This is a genomic window from Nitrospina sp. P1_D6 (assembly GCF_052156615.1).
Classification (GTDB): Bacteria; Nitrospinota; Nitrospinia; order Nitrospinales; family Nitrospinaceae; genus Nitrospina.
Genome location: NZ_JBQKUN010000005.1, coordinates 46,985 through 64,051 on the forward strand (window position 1 = coordinate 46,985; position 17,067 = coordinate 64,051).

A 17,067-nucleotide genomic window follows, 5' to 3' on the forward strand; every position below is an offset into this window, starting at 1 on the left:
CATGTTTGACGTCGCCGCAATTTCCCTGGATTCCATCGCCGCCTTTGGCATCGACATGTTCGTGTTCCTGCTGGGCCTGGCCGCCCTCATATTCGTTCACGAACTCGGTCATTTCCTGATCGCGCGCAAGTGCGGCGTCGTCGTCGAAAAATTCTCGCTCGGTTTCGGACCGAAAATCGTCGGCTTCAAGCAGGGCGGCACGGAGTACCTCATCGCCGCCATCCCGCTGGGCGGCTACGTGAAAATGAAGGGCGAAGACCCCGGTGAGGAACTGGCGGACACCACGGGTTCGTTCTCCCACGCCAACGTGTACCACCGCATCGCCATCGCCTTCGGCGGCCCCCTGTTCAACATTCTGTTCGCCATCCTCATTTACGTGATCGTCTACATGAACGGGGTACCTGCACTGGGCACCACCGTCGGCATGGTGCGGGACGACTCCCCGGCGCTGGCGGCGGGCATCGAGACCGGCGACCGCATCGTCGAGGTCAATGGACAGGAAATCCGGTTCTGGGATCAACTGCTGCAAATCGTGCACGACGCGCCGGGGGAGCCCATGCAGTTCGTTGTGGAAAAGGATGGCAAGTCCCTGGTTGAAAAAACCATCACTCCGGTTTCCGAAGAAATCACCAACCTGTGGGGTGAGAAAGAAACCGTCGGCCTCATCGGCATCACGCCGCTGGTCCGCCGCATCGCTGCCGTGGAGGAGGGGTCTGCCGCGGAGACAGCCGGCATTCAGGAAGGCGACGTCCTGCTGGAGATCAACAACACGCCCATCCGCGGCTGGCAGGACCTCAAGACAGCCGCCATGGATCACCCGGGCAAGCAACTGGATGTCACGGTGCTCCGTGAAGACGGCATGACTTACGATCTCAAGCTGACGCCGAAGCCGGAGAAGATGAAAGACGAAACCGGCAAGGACATCACCATAGGTCAGTTGGGTGTCGCCCTGCAGGGTGAGATGGAAGTCGAACAGTATGGCCTTTTCGGTTCCATGTGGCGGTCGGTGGAAGAGACGTGGAAGCTGACTTACCTCATCGCCGTCAGCGTGAAGAAAATGATTTTCGGCTCGGTGTCGGCGGAGAACATCGGCGGGCCTATCATGATCTTCCAGTTTTACGGCCAGCAGGCGGAACAGGGATTCAACCAGATCATCCGGCTCACCGCGCTTCTCAGCATCAATCTCGGCCTCATCAACCTGTTCCCGATCCCCATTCTCGACGGCGGCCACATCATGTTTTTCCTCATCGAGATCCTTAAAGGCAAGCCGGTCAGCGAACGAAGCCGCGAACGCGCCGCCCAGGTCGGCCTGTTCATGATCCTCTTCCTCATGATCTTCGCGTTCTACAACGACATCATGCGAATCATGAAATGATGGAGAACCCGGTGCGCCCATGCCGCCAGCCGAACCCGACGCCCTCACGCGACAACGCTTGGACGACCTGCACGCGGTTGCGCAAAAACTGAACATTGAAATCCAGGTCACGCGACTGGACGAGACCGAATTTCCCGTCGCCAGCGGCCACTGCAAAGTCCACGGCCGGAACCTGATTGTGCTGGACAAAACGCTGAGTCCGGTTCAACATATTGAAATCATTCTGAACGTGTTGAAATCGTTCGATCTGGAAACCATTTACGTTCCAGGCTGGATCCGCGAAAAGCTGGGCGGCCCGGATCAGGAATTCCCATCGCCATGACCCTTTTGAACAAAACCCTGCCGGAAGAACGGCGCGGCAAACTGAAACACATGCTCCAACAGGGCCGACTGGTCCGCGCCATTGAAGCCCACAACGGGCTAAGCGGCATCATTGCCGACAACGCCCGCATCGAAGGGCAGGACGCGGACGGCAACCAGGTGGTCCGTGAATTCGACGCCATCTGGGAAAGCAGCCTCACCGACTCCGCCTCCAAGGGCCATCCGGACATCGAGGTCATCAGCTTCGACTCGCGCCTGCACACCATCCAGGAAATCCTCGCCGTCACCAGGAAACCGATGATCGTGGACGGCGACACCGGCGGTGATCCCAACATGTTCGAATACACCGTGTCCAAACTGGAACGCGCGGGCGTCTCCGCCGTCATCATCGAGGACAAGGTGTTCCCGAAACGCAACAGCCTGGAGGCCGGCACCACGCAGACCCTGCAGGAACCGCAGGCCTTCGCCTACAAGATCAAGCGCGGCAAGGCCGTGCAGATGACCGGCGACTTCATGATTATCGCCCGGCTGGAAAGCCTGATCGCCGGACTGGGACTCGACGACGCACTCGACCGAGCCCGCGCCTATCTCGAGGCCGGGGCCGACGGCATCATGATCCATTCCAAATCCAAGGACCCTTCTGAGATCCTCGAGTTTGCAAAACGTTACCAGAGTCTCCTCGCTGAATTGGAGATGGACAAGCCGCTTGTCTGCGTGCCGACCACATACAACAACATCGTCGAGGACGAACTCAAACAATCCGGATTCCACATCGTCATCTACGCCAACCACCTGTTGCGCACCGCGTACAAGTCGATGCTCGAAACCGCTCGCACCATTCTGCTCAACCAGCGTTCGTTTGAGGCCGATCCGATGTGCGCGCCGCTGCGCGACATCTTTGATGCCGTGGGCTTCCTCGATGTGAAGGAAAAAGACCGGCTCGACGAGTCCAATAAAAACACGCCGGTCATCATTCCGGCGGCGGGCCGCGCTCCGGATCTTGAGCAAGTCATCGGCGACACGCCGAAGGCAATGATCGACATCGCGGGGAAAACCCTGCTCGCACGCCAGATCAAATCGCTCAACATCAACCGCCTGACCGACATCACCGTGGTCACCGGCCACGGCAAAGACAAGATGCGGGCGGAGGGTGTGAGCTTCATCGAAGCGCCGGATTACGAAAAGAACACCGAGCTCGACAGCATCCTGGCCGCCGAGGGCAAGATGTCGAACGGCTTCATCATGCTGTACTCCGACATCCTGGTCGAGTATGGCGTGTTCTCAAAACTGCTGGCTTCACGCGAAGACATCGTTCTGGTGGTGGACAACTCCATCCAGTATCTCGACTCTGTGGACGGCAAGGCGACGGATTACGTCATCAGCCGCAACAAGAGAAACCGCGGACGACGCACCATCAGTTTCGATTACCAGAACACCATCGCCAAGATCGGCAAGAAGATCGACCCCGCACTGGCGACGCACGAGTTCATCGGGCTTGCCAAGTTCACCAAGACCGGCGCCGAGCAGTTCCTCGAAACCTGGCACGACGTGCGGCAGAACCTGCGGGGCCAGATCCAGGAAGCGGAAGACGTCTCCAAGTTCCGTCTCACCGACCTCGTACAGGAAATGATCGACCGCGGTTTCAACGTTCACTACCTCGAAATCCACAAAGGCTGGCTGGAGATTCATTTCCCGCAGGACATCGAACTGGCCAACGAACTTTTCGTCTCCACCGCATCCGATGCGCCGCAAATTCCCACCCCTTGACTTATTCGGCAGGTTGCTTATCATCCCTCAACCGGTTTTGCCGGTCTGAAACGAACTCACGAGACCACGCATGCGCTATTCGCAGTTACTGATTCCCACTCTTAAGGAAGCGCCTTCCGACGCGGAAGTCATCAGCCACAAGCTGATGGTGCGCGCCGGGATGATCCGCCAGCTCGCCAGTGGCATTTATTCGATCCTGCCGCTCGGCCTGCGCGTGCTGAGGAAGGTCGAGCAGATCATCCGCGAGGAGATGAACGCCATCGGCGGGCAGGAGGTGTTCCTGCCCAGCATCCAGCCGGCGGAGCTGTGGCAGGAAAGCGGCCGCTGGGATTTCTACGGCAAGGAACTGCTCCGCATCATCGACCGCCACGATCGCAAGTTCTGCTACGGTCCGACGCATGAAGAGGTCATCACCGACATCGTCCGGCGCGAAGTGCGCTCCTACCGCCAGCTGCCGCTGGTGCTGTACCAGATTCAAACGAAATTCCGCGACGAAGTGCGGCCGCGTTTCGGCGTGATGCGCGGACGCGAGTTCACCATGAAGGACGCCTACAGTTTTCATGCCGACGAACAGGACGTGCAGAAAACCTATGAGGACATGAAGATCGCTTACAACAACGTGTTCCGGCGGTGCGGGCTCGATTTTAAAATGGTGGAAGCCGACAGCGGCACCATCGGCGGCAGTTTCTCGCACGAGTTCATGGTGCTGGCGTCTTCCGGCGAAGACGCGGTGGTGTTCTGCGACGCCTGCGGCTACGCATCCAACCTTGAAAAGGCCGCCGCCCGGCCACCCGCAAACGGCACTGCGGCCAACGGTTCGGAGGCGCTCACGGAGGTCTCGACACCCGGTCAGAAAACCATCGAGGCGGTGACGGCATTCCTCAAAGTACCGCCCCAGAAGCTGGTGAAAACGCTCATCCTCGAAAACGAGAAGGGCCTCGTGGCCGGACTGGTGCGCGGCGACCGGCAGTTGAATCCGGTCAAACTGAAAAACCTGATCGACTGCGAATGGCTGCACCCGGCCAGCGAAGAGTCGATCCGGGAGAAAACCGGACTCCCCGTGGGCTACGTCGGACCGGTCAACCTGCCCCTGCCCGTGTATGCCGACCATGAAGTGGCGGCCATGCAGGATTTCGTCACCGGTGCGAACAAGGCCGACGCGCACTTCACCGGCGTTCAGTTCAGGCGCGACCTTCAGGTCGAGCAGGTCGGCGACCTGCGCACGGTGGAGGAAGGCGACCCCTGCCCGCACTGCGACGGCGGAACCTATCAGATCCGGCGCGGCATCGAGGTCGGACACATCTTCATCCTCGGCACCAAGTACAGCACGGCGATGAAGGCCGGGTTTCTCGACGAGAACGGCAAGGAAAAGACGCTGGTGATGGGGTGCTACGGCATCGGCGTCGGGCGCACCGCCGCCGCGGCCATCGAGCAGAACCACGACGACAAGGGCATCGTCTGGCCCGCGCCCCTGGCACCGTTCCAGGTGGTGATCCTGCCCACCAACTATTCCGACGAGAAGGTGAAAGACGCCGCCGACACCGCCTACCGCCGGCTCACCGAGCTGGGCGTGGAGGTACTGCTGGACGATCGCGCCGACCGGCTGGGGGTCAAGTTCAAGGATGCCGAATTGATTGGCTTCCCCCTGCAACTGGTCATCGGTCCCAAAAACCTGGAACAGGGTGAAATCGAGGTCAAAACCCGGCGGACCGGAGAGTCGGTTAACCATCCCTTCCCCGCCATTCTGGAAAAAATTCCGGCGCTGCTTTCGGAACTCTGATTTTGCTCCCGGCCCTTCCGTTTCATGAAATTAGCTTGCAAGCTCCGCCGAATTTCGGTTAAAATTTACACAAATTGAGCGGTCTGCATTGATGGCGGGCTTCCAGCCCGCTTTTTTTGTATCGAATCATGCAAACCGTACGTCAAAATTCCAGAGCGCATTAGACGGAATTTTGACAACCATGCAAACTGGCAACCTAGCGGCAACCGGCCACACCATGTCCAAAGGCTCAATACCACAAGCAGTTGAATCGCTGGTGGAGCCCGTCATTCTGGCCCAGGGTCTGGAACTGGTGGATGTCGAATACAGGCGCGAAGGTCGCAACTGGATCCTGCGCATTTACATCGACAAACCCGGTGGTGTGGGTGTGGAGGACTGCAAGAAAGTCAGCCGCATGGTGGAAGACATGATTGAGGTGGACGATATTGTCCGCACGCATTACATCCTGGAAGTATCGTCGCCGGGTCTGGACCGGCCGCTGAAAAAGGAAAAGGATTTTCGGCGCTATTTGGGCAAGAAGGTCCAGATCACCACCTATGCCCCGATCGGCGACCGCAGAAACTTCAAGGGTACTCTGAAAAACTTTGAGGACGGCGATGTGCACGTGGATGCGCAGGGGCAGACCTTTGCCATTCCGCTGAATAACATCGCCTCCGCCCGTTTGGAAATCGAATTCAAATTATGACCTCTGAAGTCATCCACATCATTGACCAGTTGTGCCGGGAAAAGGGCATCGACCGCGACGTGCTGATCGATGCTCTCAAGAGCGCTGTGGAAGCCGCCGTACGCAAAAAACTGCCGGACCTCGAAACCCTGCAAAGCCATTTCAACGAAGAAACCGGCGAAGTGGAAATCCTGACCGAGCGCACTGTCGTCTCCCGGGTCAGCGACCCGGAAACGCAGATCACCAAAAAGCAGGCGCAGAAACTGCACCCCGACGCGGAGAACGGGGACGTCGTGCTGGTGAAACGGGAACTGGAGGATTTGGGCCGCATCGCCGCGCAGCTGGCGAAGCAGGTCATCCTGCAGAAGGTGCGGGAAGCGGAAATTGAAATCCTGTACAACGAATTCATCGACAAGAAAGACGACCTCATCAACGGCATCGTGCAACGCTTCGAGCATGGCGACATCATCGTGGACCTGGGCAAGGCGGAAGGCATTCTTCCACGACGAGAACAGGTGTTTCGCGAATCCTTCAACCGCGGTGACCGCGTTCGCGCCTATGTCCTTGACGTGCGCAAGACGGCGAAGAACACACTGGTGATCCTTTCCCGCACCCACGTCGGACTCATCAAGCGCCTGTTCGAACTGGAGGTTCCGGAAATCAGCGAAGGCATGGTAGAAATCATGGGCATCGTGCGCGAGCCCAACGGCCGGACCAAGATCGCCGTGCGCACCAACGACCGCGACATCGACGCCGTCGGCGCCTGCGTCGGAATGCGTGGCCTGCGCGTCCAGTCCATCGTGCAGGAATTGCGCGGCGAGAAAATCGACATCGTCGAGTTCTCCGAAGACCCGGAAATCTTCATCCGCAACGCCCTCAGCCCGGCGAAGATTTCGCGCATCCTGATGAACAAGGACGAAAAGCAGATGACCATCATTGTCGCCGACGACCAGATGTCGCTGGCTATCGGCAAGAAGGGGCAGAACGTGCGCCTTGCCGCCAAGCTGGTCAAATGGAAGATCGATATCAAAGGGGAATCGGAGGCAGGCGGTCTGCTGGAAGCACCCAGCCTGTTTCAGACTTCGACTTCCCCCAAAGAGGACTTTTTCGAGATCCTTAAAAACACCAAGGGGTTTGGGGAGAAGATCGTCTCCATCCTGTTCAACGACAACATCGTCTCCTTCGACGAAGTGGTGAAGCGCGGCCCCGCCGGCATGCAGGAACTGCCCGGTATCGGTCCGAAAAAAGCCGAATCGCTGGTCGAGTTTGCAGAGGAACAGATCGCCAAACGTCCGGAAGCAGCCGAGCCCGCACCGGCGGCTCCACCGCCCGTGGTGAACACGGTGGAGGAAAACGACAACCTCGTTTACACCTCCCCCAGTCTCAAGAAACCCTCATTGGAATCCGGGTTTCTGGATTCCCTGACGGAAGCCGCTGAGCCCCGTGAAGAAAAGGACGAAACCGCCACAGCATCCGCGCCGGAGGAGACCCCCGCCGAAGAAGCGGTACCGGTGCCGGCGGAGGAAGAGACTGTTTCCGCAAATAACAACAATGAGGAAGAAGAGGAAGAAGAACAGGAACTCGGGCTTGAAGCGCTGGCGGGTGTTTCCCCCTCCATCATCGACTCTCTGGCCGACAGCGGGTTCCAGACCGTTGCCGAGTTGTCCGTCACCGCAGTGGAAGAACTTGCGGTAATCGAAGGTATTGACGAAGATACGGCTCAGGCCATCATCACCCAGGCCAAACTGCTTATGGAGAAGTACGAAAACGTTTGAGGGGATGATTATGAGGACCTAAAATAACATCCACAGTTCAGGAGGTTGCCTTTGGCTAAAATCAGGATTAACAAATTGGCGTTGGAACTCAACGTCCAGAATGACCAGATCATCGACGAGCTCAAGAATCAAGACTGCCCGGTCAAAAACCACATGAGCTCCATTGATGAGGACATGGCCAATTACATACGGGATTTTTTTACCGAAAAACCGGTTGACGGTGCCGGCAAAAAGAAAAACTCCACCACCAAAGCCAAGGCGACTTCGAAAGTCACAGCCAAAACCGCGACCAAGAAAAAAGCGGCGACCAAAACCCCTGCCAAGGCCGCTACCAAAACCGTAGAGAAAAAAGAAGGGGACGCGAAAAAACCTGCCAAGGCCAAAACCTCCAAAAAAACCGAAGCGAAAGAAACCGACAAACCCAAAACCGCCTCCAAACCCGCGGCCAAAAAAGAAGTCGCTCCGGGCAAGGAATCAACCCAAAAGAAAGCCCAGACGGAGAAACCATCGCCCTCCAAGCCGAAAAAGAAAGACGCCGGCGGCCGTGCCGTCAAGCCGGTTGACCAGGAAGAGCTGGACGAAGACGGGAACAAGACCGGACGCAAGCTGGGTCTTAAAATCGTCAAAAAAGAAGGCCAGGACAAGGAGAGCACGCCCAAGCCGCCCCGTGCCAAAGGAAAACCGCAACCGTCGCAGAAAAAAGGCGAACGCGGCGGTGACAGGAACATACCGAGGCGTCCGGCAGCAACGCAGCCGGCCCCTGCACCCACAGCCGTTGTGGAGGAAGAAGGGTTTGAAGTGGTCCGCCTCATGGACACCACCCCCCTGCGCGACCTGTCCGACAAACTCAAATGTACGCCCAACGACCTCATCAAGGACCTGATGGGTATGGGGGTCATGGCCACGATCAATCAGAGCCTGGATTTTGATATTGCCTTCAAACTGGCAGACCAGCGCGGCTTCGAGGTAGAACGCGTCACGCCTGAGTCCGAAGTGGGCTTTGAGGATGAGGACGAACCGGATAATGAGAAGGACCGGGTTCCGCGTCCGCCCATCGTCACCATCATGGGCCACGTCGACCACGGCAAAACCTCCCTGCTCGACGCCGTCCGCAAAACCAACGTGACCGAGTCGGAAAAAGGCGGCATCACCCAGCACATCGGCGCGTACCAGGCGAAGGTCAACGGGAAACCCATCACCTTTCTGGACACTCCCGGCCATGAGGCCTTCACCGCCATGCGGGCGCGCGGCGCCCAGATCACGGACATCGTGGTGCTCGTGGTCGCCGCCGACGATGGTCTGAAACCGCAGACCAAGGAGGCCATCCACCACGCCACCGCCGCGGGCACGCCGCTGGTCGTGGCCATCAACAAGATCGACAAACCCGATGCCAAGCCGGACGAGGTGAAGAAGCAATTGGCCGACCAGGGTCTCATTCCGGAAGAATGGGGCGGGCAGACCATCATCGCCGAAGTTTCGGCGAAAATGGGAACCGGACTTGAAAACCTGCTCGAAATGCTGCTCCTGCAGGCGGAGATCATGGAATTGAAAGCCAACCCCAAGGTCCGGGCGCGCGGCACCGTCATCGAATCGCATCTGGACAAGGGACGCGGCCCCGTCGCCACCATCATCGTTGAAAAAGGCAGTCTCAAAGTGGGCGACCCGTTCATCGTCGGAAACTATTTCGGCAAGGTTCGCGCCTTGAACAATGACCTCGGTAAAACCATCGATGAAGCCACGCTCGCCATGCCGGTGGAGGTGGTCGGTATTCCGGAAGTTCCGGATGCGGGCGACAAGTTCATGGTGGTCAAGGATGAAAAGCGGGCGCGCCAGTTGAGCCAGCTCAAACTCCAGCGCCAGCGGGAAACCGTGCTGTCGGCAAAACCGCGTATCAGCATGGAAGACCTGCACCAGCAGATTCTGGAAGGCAAAATCCAGGAGCTGAACCTGATCATCAAGGCCGACGTGCAGGGCTCCATCCAGGCGGTTCAGGAAGCAGTGACGCGGGTCGGAACGGACAAGGTGCGGATCAAGGTCATTCACGACGCGGTGGGCGGTATCACCGAATCCGACGTCCTGCTGGCAAGCGCCTCGAATGCCATCGTCATCGGCTTCAATGTAAGGCCCACGGAACAGGCGGCGGCCATGGCCCAGCAGGAAAACGTGGATGTGCGTATGTATGGCATCATTTACGACGCCATCGAAGACATCAAGAAAGCGATGGAAGGTCTTCTGGAGCCCACCTTCCGTGAAAAGGTCACGGGACGTGCTGAAATCCGTGAGGTGTTCACCATCCCGAAGGTCGGTGTGGTGGCGGGCTGTCACGTGCTTTCCGGCACGTTGGAGAGAAACCGCCGCGCCCGCCTCCTGCGCGACAACGTGGTGGTGTACGAGGGCAAAATCCAGACGCTCCGCCGGTTCAAGGAAGACGTAAAGGAAGTCGCTTCCGGATACGAATGCGGCCTGTCGCTGGAAAAATTTCAGGATGTGAAACAGGGCGACATCATCGAGCCGTTTGTGCTGGAAGAAGTCGCCCCGTAATACGAGTTCGAAACAGCGCCCGTTCTTTCAAGGATCCGCCATGAAAGTGGGATGTTGCGCCATCAAATTGTTCCTGCACGGCAACGAATCGCTGAAAGGAAAGCGCAAGATCATCCGGGCCATCAAAGACCGGGTGAAAAACAAATTCAATATCAGCATCGCCGAGGTGGGCGACCAGGATGTGCACCAGAGCATCCATCTCGGCATTGCGGCGGTCAGTGGCGACGGCCCCTATGTGGAGGGCCTCATGCAACAGGTTGTCAACTTCATCGACCAGATGCACCTGGCCGAAATGACCGATTACCAGATAGAAGTTTTGAACCTCGGCAAAGGCTGACCCAGGAAGCCGGGAAACCATCATGTTTCGCTACAAACGATCCGAACGGGTCCAGGAACTGCTCCTGGAAGAGTTGTCCAAAATGGTCCAGCACGAGCTGAAGGACCCGCGTATCGGCTTCGTGACGCTGACCCGGATCGACCTGACGGACAACCTGAAACATGCCAGGGTGTTCGTCAGCATCATGGGGACCGATCAGGTGCGGGAAGAAAGCCTGAAAGGGCTGAACAGCGCGAAGGGATTTTTACGCAGCCAGTTGGGCAAGCGACTGTACCTGAAAGCGATTCCCGAACTGGATTTCAAACTGGATGCCTCCGGAGACCAGGTGGACCGCATCACCCAGCTGTTGAGGCAAATCCACAAAGACGACGATGAATAAAATCATCAACCTGTACAAGCCCGCCGGGCCCACCTCGTTCGACATGGTACGGTCGGTCCGGCGTCTGCTGAAAGTCAAAAAAGCCGGACACATCGGCACCCTGGACCCCCTGGCCGAGGGCGTCCTGCCCATCTGCCTCGGCCAATCCACCAGGGTCATCCAGTTCCTGACCCCGCTTACCAAAGTGTACCGGGCGACGATGACCCTGGGGGTCAGCACCGACACGCAGGACCGGCAGGGCAAGGTCCTGGAGCGTCGCGACCCCGCCGGGGTGACGGAAGAAGATGTGAAAAGCCTCCTGGCCCGCTTCGTGGGACTGCAAAAACAGGTGCCGCCAATGTATTCGGCCAAAAAAAAGAATGGGATTCCCCTTTACAAATTGGCCAGAAATGGTATTACTATCGACAGAAAACCGGTGGATATCCGGATCCATGCCACCGAGTTTATCGAAAAGATCGACGAGAAGGTCCATTTTCGCGTGCATTGCTCCGCGGGGACCTATGTCCGCACCTTGTGTCATGATATCGGCGAAACGCTGGGGTGCGGCGCCCACATGTCGCACCTGATTCGGGAGAAGGTGGGCGAATTCGATTTGGAGTCTTCCCTGTCTTTGGAAGAACTGGAACTCGCCAAGGAACAAGGCAACCTTTCCACCAAACTCCTGCAAGCGGAACAGGCTCTGGATTTCCTGCCCGAAATCCAGGTCCATCCGGATCGAGTCCAATCCATTGCCCACGGCCGTGCCCTTACCAAGGCCTGGGTTCAGCATTCTCCCAACCGGTTTGGACCGGGAATGAACTTCCGTGTGACAAACGAAGACAACCGCCTCGTGGCCATCGTCGAGCCGCTGGTGGACCAGGACCGGTTTATCAACCTGGAACCGGACGAAATTGCTTTTAAGCTCAAACGCGTTTTGATTTGAGTTTTTGATAGACCTGCCGGAGTGGCTGGAATGTTTTCGCAGGGGAAATTCCCCGGACGTGACAAACGGGCCGTGGTGTGAATTTTCTCTACGAAAACATTCGGCACACCTCCGGCAGAACGCAGAACCAATTTAGGAGGTGTCAGCAATGGCATTAACGAAGGATAAGAAACAAAACATCATTGAGAAGTACAAGGTAACCGAGCAGGACACCGGGTCTTCCGAGGTGCAGATCGCACTTTTGACCGAGCGCCTGAACTACCTGAACGACCACTTCAAAACCCACGGCAAGGACCATCATTCCCGCCGGGGTTTGATCCGTATCGTCAACAGGCGGCGCAAGCTTTTGGACTATTTGAAACGGGAAGACCTGGAACGATACCAGAAGATCATTCAGGATCTGGGTATCCGACGCTAATTTTACTGGAGACAAGTGAATGCAAAAGAAGGTAGAGACCGTATTGGACGGCAAAACCCTGTCGCTGGAAGCCGGATGGCTGGCCAAGCAGGCCAACGGCTCCGTCGTTGTGAGACAAGGCGACACCATGGTGCTGGTCACCGCCACGATGGCCGCCAGCGCCCGCGAGGGTATCGATTTTTTTCCACTGACTGTTGATTTTCGTGAACGAACCTACGCCGCGGGACGCTTCCCGGGCGGATTTCTGAAACGGGAGGCGCGGCCTTCCGACCCGGAAACGCTGGTCTGCCGGTTGATCGACCGGCCGATCCGTCCCATGTTTGAGGACAATTTCAAGAAAGAGACGCAGGTCGTCTGTTTCGTCATTTCCCACGATCAGGAAAATCCGGCAGACGTCGCCGCCATCACCGGCGCTTCGGCCGCCCTGCTCATTTCCGACATCCCCTTCCACACTCCCGTTGCCGGCGCCCGCGTCGCACGCGACAAGGAGGGCAAGTTCCTCATCAACCCGACTCTCGAACAGATGGCGGAAAGCGACCTCAATCTGGTCATGGCCGGAACGGCCGACGCCATCACCATGGTCGAGGCGGGAGCGCAGGAACTGGACGAGGCGACCATGATCGAGGCTCTGGCTTTCGGCCACGAGCACATCAAGGAAATCGTGAAAATCCAGGTCGAGCTGCGCGAGATGCTGGGCAAGGAAAAGGCGCAGGTCGAAGCTCCGGAGGTCAACGCCGACCTTCAGGACAAGATCGTCGCGTTCCTCACGCCCGGCATGGAAAAAGCCATGCAGATTCCCGGCAAGCAGGACCGCCAGGATGCCATCGATCAGTTGAAGGAATCCATGAAGGAACAGTTCAACCCGGAAGCCGACCCGGATCTGGAAGGCGAGATCAAGGGGTACTTCAAGAAAGTGGAAAAGGAAGTCATGCGCCGCCTGACTCTGGAAACGCAGACCCGGGTGGACGGACGCAAACCGGACGAAATCCGGCCGATCACCTGCCAGACCGGGTACGTTCCCCGGGCGCACGGTTCGTCCATCTTCACCCGCGGCGAGACGCAGGCGCTGGTCACCACCACGCTCGGCACTTCGTCGGACGAACAGCGCATGGACACGCTGGATTTCCGCGGCAGTAAAAACTTTCTGCTCCATTACAATTTCCCGGCGTTCTGCACCGGGGAGGTGAAATTCATCTCCGGTCCGGGCCGCCGCGAAATCGGCCACGGCATGCTGGCGGAACGCGGCCTCGCTCCGATGCTCCCCAGCCGCGATGATTTCCCCTACACCATCCGCATCGTCTCCGACATTCTGGAATCCAACGGATCGTCGTCGATGGCTTCGGTGTGCGGCGGCAGCCTGTCCCTGATGGACGCGGGCGTGCCGGTAAAGAAACCGGTAGCGGGCATTGCCATGGGCCTCATCAAGGAACAGGACCACATCGCCATCCTGTCGGACATCACCGGCACCGAGGATCATCTGGGCGACATGGACTTCAAGGTCGTCGGGACCGATGCCGGCATCACCGCTCTGCAGATGGACATCAAGATCGACGGGTTGACCAAGGAGCTGATGGCGCAGGCGCTGGAACAGGCCCGGGCCGGACGCCTGTTCATCCTGGGCGAAATGGCCAAGGCGCTGGAAACACCGCGCCCGGAGATGTCCAAGTACGCGCCGCGCATCACCACCATTACGGTTCCGGTGGACAAGATCCGCGACGTTATCGGGCCGGGCGGCAAGGTGATCCGCGATATCATCGACAAAACCGGTGTCCAGATCGACATCAACGACAGCGGTTTGGTGACCATCGCTTCGGCGGACGAAGCGGCCGCGGAAAAGGCGATCGGCATCATCCAGAACCTCGTGCAGGATGTCGAGGTCGGAAAGATTTACATGGGCAAGGTGAAGAAGATCATGGACTTCGGCGCCTTCGTCGAAATCTTCCCCGGCACCGACGGACTGGTCCACATTTCGCAGATCTGCGACCGGCGAATCAAGCGCGTCAGCGATGAAATCTCCGAGGGAGATGAAATCGTGGTCAAGGTGATCGACGTGGACCGCAACGGCAAAGTCAAGCTGAGCCGCAAGGAGGCCATGCGCGACGAAGCCGAGGCCGCTCTGCGCTAAAGTCCAACGCAAAAATAAAACGGGTTCAGGGATTGTCCCTGAACCCGTTTTTTTTGTTCCCCGTTTGAAAGCTCAAAACTCCAACTTCCATTCTTTAATGCGGTCCAGCGCATCGTGCCGCGTCAGGTCAAAATGGATGGGCGTGACGCTGATGTAGTTCTCCCGCACCATCTCGCAGTCCGTACCCGGCTCCACTTCCATGAAGGTCATCTCCCCGGCCAGCCAGTAATAGATGTTGTTCCGCGGGTCCACGCGCTTGTCGAATTTCTCGATGACTCGGGACTTGCCCTGACGCGTCACCGCCACGCCTTTGATCTCGTCACGCGGCACGGCGGGGATGTTGACATTGAGCGACACCCCTTCCGGCAGTCCGTGCTCCAGCACCCGCGGGTAGAGTTGGCGGATGAACTCCGTCGCCACGCTGAAATCGCGGCTCTCCCACGAATCCAGAGACACCGCGATGGCGGGCAGGCCCATCGTTGCCGCCTCCGTTGCCGCCGACACGGTTCCGGAGTAAATGATGCTGGTTCCCATGTTGCCGCCGTGGTTGACTCCGGAGATGACCATTTCCGGCGGCTCGTCCAGCAGCTCCGTCACCGCGATTTTCACACAGTCCGCCGGGGTGCCGCTGACGGCATACCCGATGAGGCCGTGTTCCTGGGTTTTCACCGGAAGCGCTTTAAGCGGATTGGCCAGGGTGATGGCATGGCCGACGGCACTCTGCTCGCTTTCCGGAGCAACGATGATCACGTCTTCCAGCGGCTTGAGGGCCTTCCACACGGACTGGATGCCGGCCGCGTAAAACCCGTCGTCATTTGTCAGGACAATCATAGGCAAAAAAACAGGCGGAGCCCGCAGGTTCCGCCTGTCTGTTTTTGAAAAGCTTTCAGCAGGGAATAGGTTTGGGAATCAACCGTGTTTCTGGAAATATTCCTGCGACTCCTGGGGACCGGGTTTCATGGCGTCCTTGCCCTGATTCCAGTTCGCAGGGCACACTTCGCCGTGCTGTTCATGATGTTGAAGCGCGTCAAGCATGCGAATGGCCTCGTCGATGTTGCGGCCGAGCGGCAGGTTGTTGATGAGCTGGTGCTGCACCACCCCGTCCTTGTCGATCAGAAACAGCCCGCGGAACGCGATACCGTCTTCGGTGAGGACGTCAAAGGAGGCGCTGATGTTTTTATCCAGATCCGCGACGAGCGGGTAGTCGATACTTCCGAGACCGCCTTTTTTGCGGTCCGTGTTACGCCATGCAAGGTGGGAAAACTGGCTGTCGATGGAGACGCCCAGCACTTCCGCATCGCGTTTTTTGAATTCGCCGATCTTGTCGCTGAAAGCAATGATTTCCGTCGGGCACACGAAGGTGAAGTCCAGCGGGTAGAAAAAGAGGATCACATATTTTCCACGGTAGTCCGAGAGTTTGATCTCTTTGAAGCTCCCATCCGGCATGACGGCCTGAGCGGTGAAATCGGGGGCTTGCTTTGCAACTAATGTCGCCATGTTTAACTCCTCTTTCTATAAATGTTAAATTCAAAGGGCTTTAATGTAGCACAAATGATCCTGCGTCTTCAATTGAAGGCATTGGCGGGCCGGGCTTTCCAGGAACACAAACTGCGGTATTTCAGCGCCCTGGCGACCTCCTTGACAGGTATTCCGGCTCAACCTAAAATGAGAAAGCTCTTATAAATCTGGATTCTATCTGATTTTCCGGAATGGGTGTCGTCGGCTGGATTAGATGCCCCAACCCCACCAAAGTTTCAAAAATATGAAATCCGCCCTGGTCCAAAACAAATTGAAGCTGGCTATCTTCCTGACCTCCCTCGTCATGGTGGCGGAGGCGGTTGGCGGAATCCTGGCGCACAGCCTGTCGCTTCTGGGCGACGCCGCCCACATGCTGACCGACGTTTTTTCCCTCAGCCTGAGCTGGTTCGCCCTCAAAATTGCCGATAAACCGGTCACCGCCACCAAAACCTACGGCTACCACCGGATGGAGATCTTCGCCGCGCTCATAAATGGTATCTTATTGTTTATAATGGCATTTTGGATTCTATGGGAAGCCATGGAACGATTCCAGTCGCCCGTTCCGGTGCACACGCCGACGGTTATGGTAGTGGCCTTGCTGGGCCTTGTCACGAATCTGTGCGTCATGTATTTTCTCAAAGATTCCGTGGGCCACGGTCATCACCACGACCTCAACCTGAAAGGTGCGTTTTATCACGTCATCGGCGACACCCTCGCCTCGGTGGCCGTGCTCCTGGGTGGTGTGGTGATGTGGTACACTCAATGGTACGTGCTGGACGTGGTCATTGCCGCTCTCATCTCCCTAATCCTGATGTGGGGCGCACGGTCGATCATCGCAGACTCCTTCCACATCCTTCTGGAGGGCGTCCCGCGCGGCATCTCGCTGAAAGAGGTCGAACGGGAACTCACCGCCATCCCGGCGGTGGAAGACATCCACGAACTGCACGTGTGGTGCATCTGTTCAAATATCTACGCGCTCAGCACGCACGCACTGGTGAACAACAGCAAGGTCTCCCAGGTGGACGACACTTTGAAGGAAATAAAGGCGTTGTTGAAGGACCGCTTCAACATCACCCATTCGACCATCCAGTTCGAGTTCAGCCCGTGCAGTGTGTCGGACGCGTTGTGTGACATGAAACACTGAA

15 protein-coding genes are annotated in these 17,067 nt (G+C 57.7%); 13 read left to right on the forward strand and 2 right to left on the reverse strand.

The genetic code is table 11. The annotated features are described in order from the left end of the window. Position 1 precedes the first annotated feature (1 nt). From rseP to pnp, 12 genes are all read left to right on the forward strand, one after another. Positions 2-1,375, forward strand: a complete 1,374-nt coding sequence (rseP, locus tag ACTRXA_RS09790) for an RIP metalloprotease RseP (protein WP_442427014.1) — start codon at positions 2-4, stop codon at positions 1,373-1,375. Positions 1,376-1,394: 19 nt separating this feature from the next. Next, positions 1,395-1,697, forward strand: coding sequence for a hypothetical protein (locus tag ACTRXA_RS09795; RefSeq protein ID WP_442427015.1), 303 nt, complete (start codon positions 1,395-1,397; stop codon positions 1,695-1,697). Next, positions 1,694-3,463 carry a phosphoenolpyruvate mutase gene (gene aepX, locus ACTRXA_RS09800; RefSeq protein ID WP_442427016.1) on the forward strand — a complete coding sequence of 590 codons (1,770 nt, stop codon included), beginning with the start codon at positions 1,694-1,696 and terminating at the stop codon, positions 3,461-3,463. The genes ACTRXA_RS09795 and aepX overlap by 4 nt, the downstream gene beginning before the upstream one ends. Positions 3,464-3,533: 70 nt before the next feature. Beyond that, the gene (locus ACTRXA_RS09805) at positions 3,534-5,243 is read left to right on the forward strand and encodes a proline--tRNA ligase (RefSeq protein ID WP_442427017.1); all 1,710 of its coding nucleotides are present in this window, start codon (positions 3,534-3,536) and stop codon (positions 5,241-5,243) included. A 181-nt stretch (positions 5,244-5,424) separates the two neighbouring features. Next, on the forward strand, positions 5,425-5,928 hold the full coding sequence (gene rimP / locus ACTRXA_RS09810; RefSeq protein WP_442427018.1) for a ribosome maturation factor RimP: 504 nt from the start codon (positions 5,425-5,427) through the stop codon (positions 5,926-5,928). Beyond that, a complete protein-coding gene (nusA, locus tag ACTRXA_RS09815) occupies positions 5,925-7,682 on the forward strand; it encodes a transcription termination factor NusA (RefSeq protein ID WP_442427019.1) in 1,758 nt (585 codons plus the stop codon). Before rimP ends, nusA begins: the two co-directional genes overlap by 4 nt. Positions 7,683-7,733: 51 nt before the next feature. Continuing rightward, entirely contained in the window at positions 7,734-10,223 is a 2,490-nt protein-coding gene (gene infB / locus ACTRXA_RS09820; protein WP_442427020.1) for a translation initiation factor IF-2, read from the forward strand. 40 nt (positions 10,224-10,263) lie between these two features. Continuing rightward, positions 10,264-10,560 (forward strand): DUF503 domain-containing protein, encoded by a 297-nt coding sequence (locus tag ACTRXA_RS09825; RefSeq protein WP_442427021.1) that lies wholly within the window; start codon positions 10,264-10,266, stop codon positions 10,558-10,560. 22 nt (positions 10,561-10,582) lie between these two features. Then, the gene (gene rbfA / locus ACTRXA_RS09830; RefSeq protein WP_005011570.1) at positions 10,583-10,939 is read left to right on the forward strand and encodes a 30S ribosome-binding factor RbfA; all 357 of its coding nucleotides are present in this window, start codon (positions 10,583-10,585) and stop codon (positions 10,937-10,939) included. After that, the gene (gene truB, locus ACTRXA_RS09835; RefSeq protein WP_442427022.1) at positions 10,932-11,861 is read left to right on the forward strand and encodes a tRNA pseudouridine(55) synthase TruB; all 930 of its coding nucleotides are present in this window, start codon (positions 10,932-10,934) and stop codon (positions 11,859-11,861) included. The genes rbfA and truB overlap by 8 nt, the downstream gene beginning before the upstream one ends. A 148-nt stretch (positions 11,862-12,009) precedes the next feature. Beyond that, positions 12,010-12,279, forward strand: coding sequence for a 30S ribosomal protein S15 (gene rpsO / locus ACTRXA_RS09840; protein WP_442427023.1), 270 nt, complete (start codon positions 12,010-12,012; stop codon positions 12,277-12,279). Positions 12,280-12,298: 19 nt separating this feature from the next. Further along, entirely contained in the window at positions 12,299-14,404 is a 2,106-nt protein-coding gene (gene pnp, locus ACTRXA_RS09845; protein WP_442427024.1) for a polyribonucleotide nucleotidyltransferase, read from the forward strand. A 72-nt stretch (positions 14,405-14,476) separates the two neighbouring features. Here pnp and surE read toward each other — a convergent pair whose 3' ends face one another. Together surE and ACTRXA_RS09855 are read right to left on the reverse strand one after the other, a co-directional pair. Further along, the gene (surE, locus tag ACTRXA_RS09850; RefSeq protein ID WP_442427025.1) at positions 14,477-15,235 is read right to left on the reverse strand and encodes a 5'/3'-nucleotidase SurE; all 759 of its coding nucleotides are present in this window, start codon (positions 15,233-15,235) and stop codon (positions 14,477-14,479) included. 78 nt (positions 15,236-15,313) lie between these two features. Beyond that, a complete protein-coding gene (locus ACTRXA_RS09855) occupies positions 15,314-15,901 on the reverse strand; it encodes a peroxiredoxin (RefSeq protein ID WP_442427026.1) in 588 nt (195 codons plus the stop codon). 265 nt (positions 15,902-16,166) lie between these two features. Between ACTRXA_RS09855 and ACTRXA_RS09860 the strand changes: the two genes are divergently transcribed. Then, the gene (locus ACTRXA_RS09860) at positions 16,167-17,066 is read left to right on the forward strand and encodes a cation diffusion facilitator family transporter (RefSeq protein WP_442427027.1); all 900 of its coding nucleotides are present in this window, start codon (positions 16,167-16,169) and stop codon (positions 17,064-17,066) included. Position 17,067: the final 1 nt, after the last annotated feature.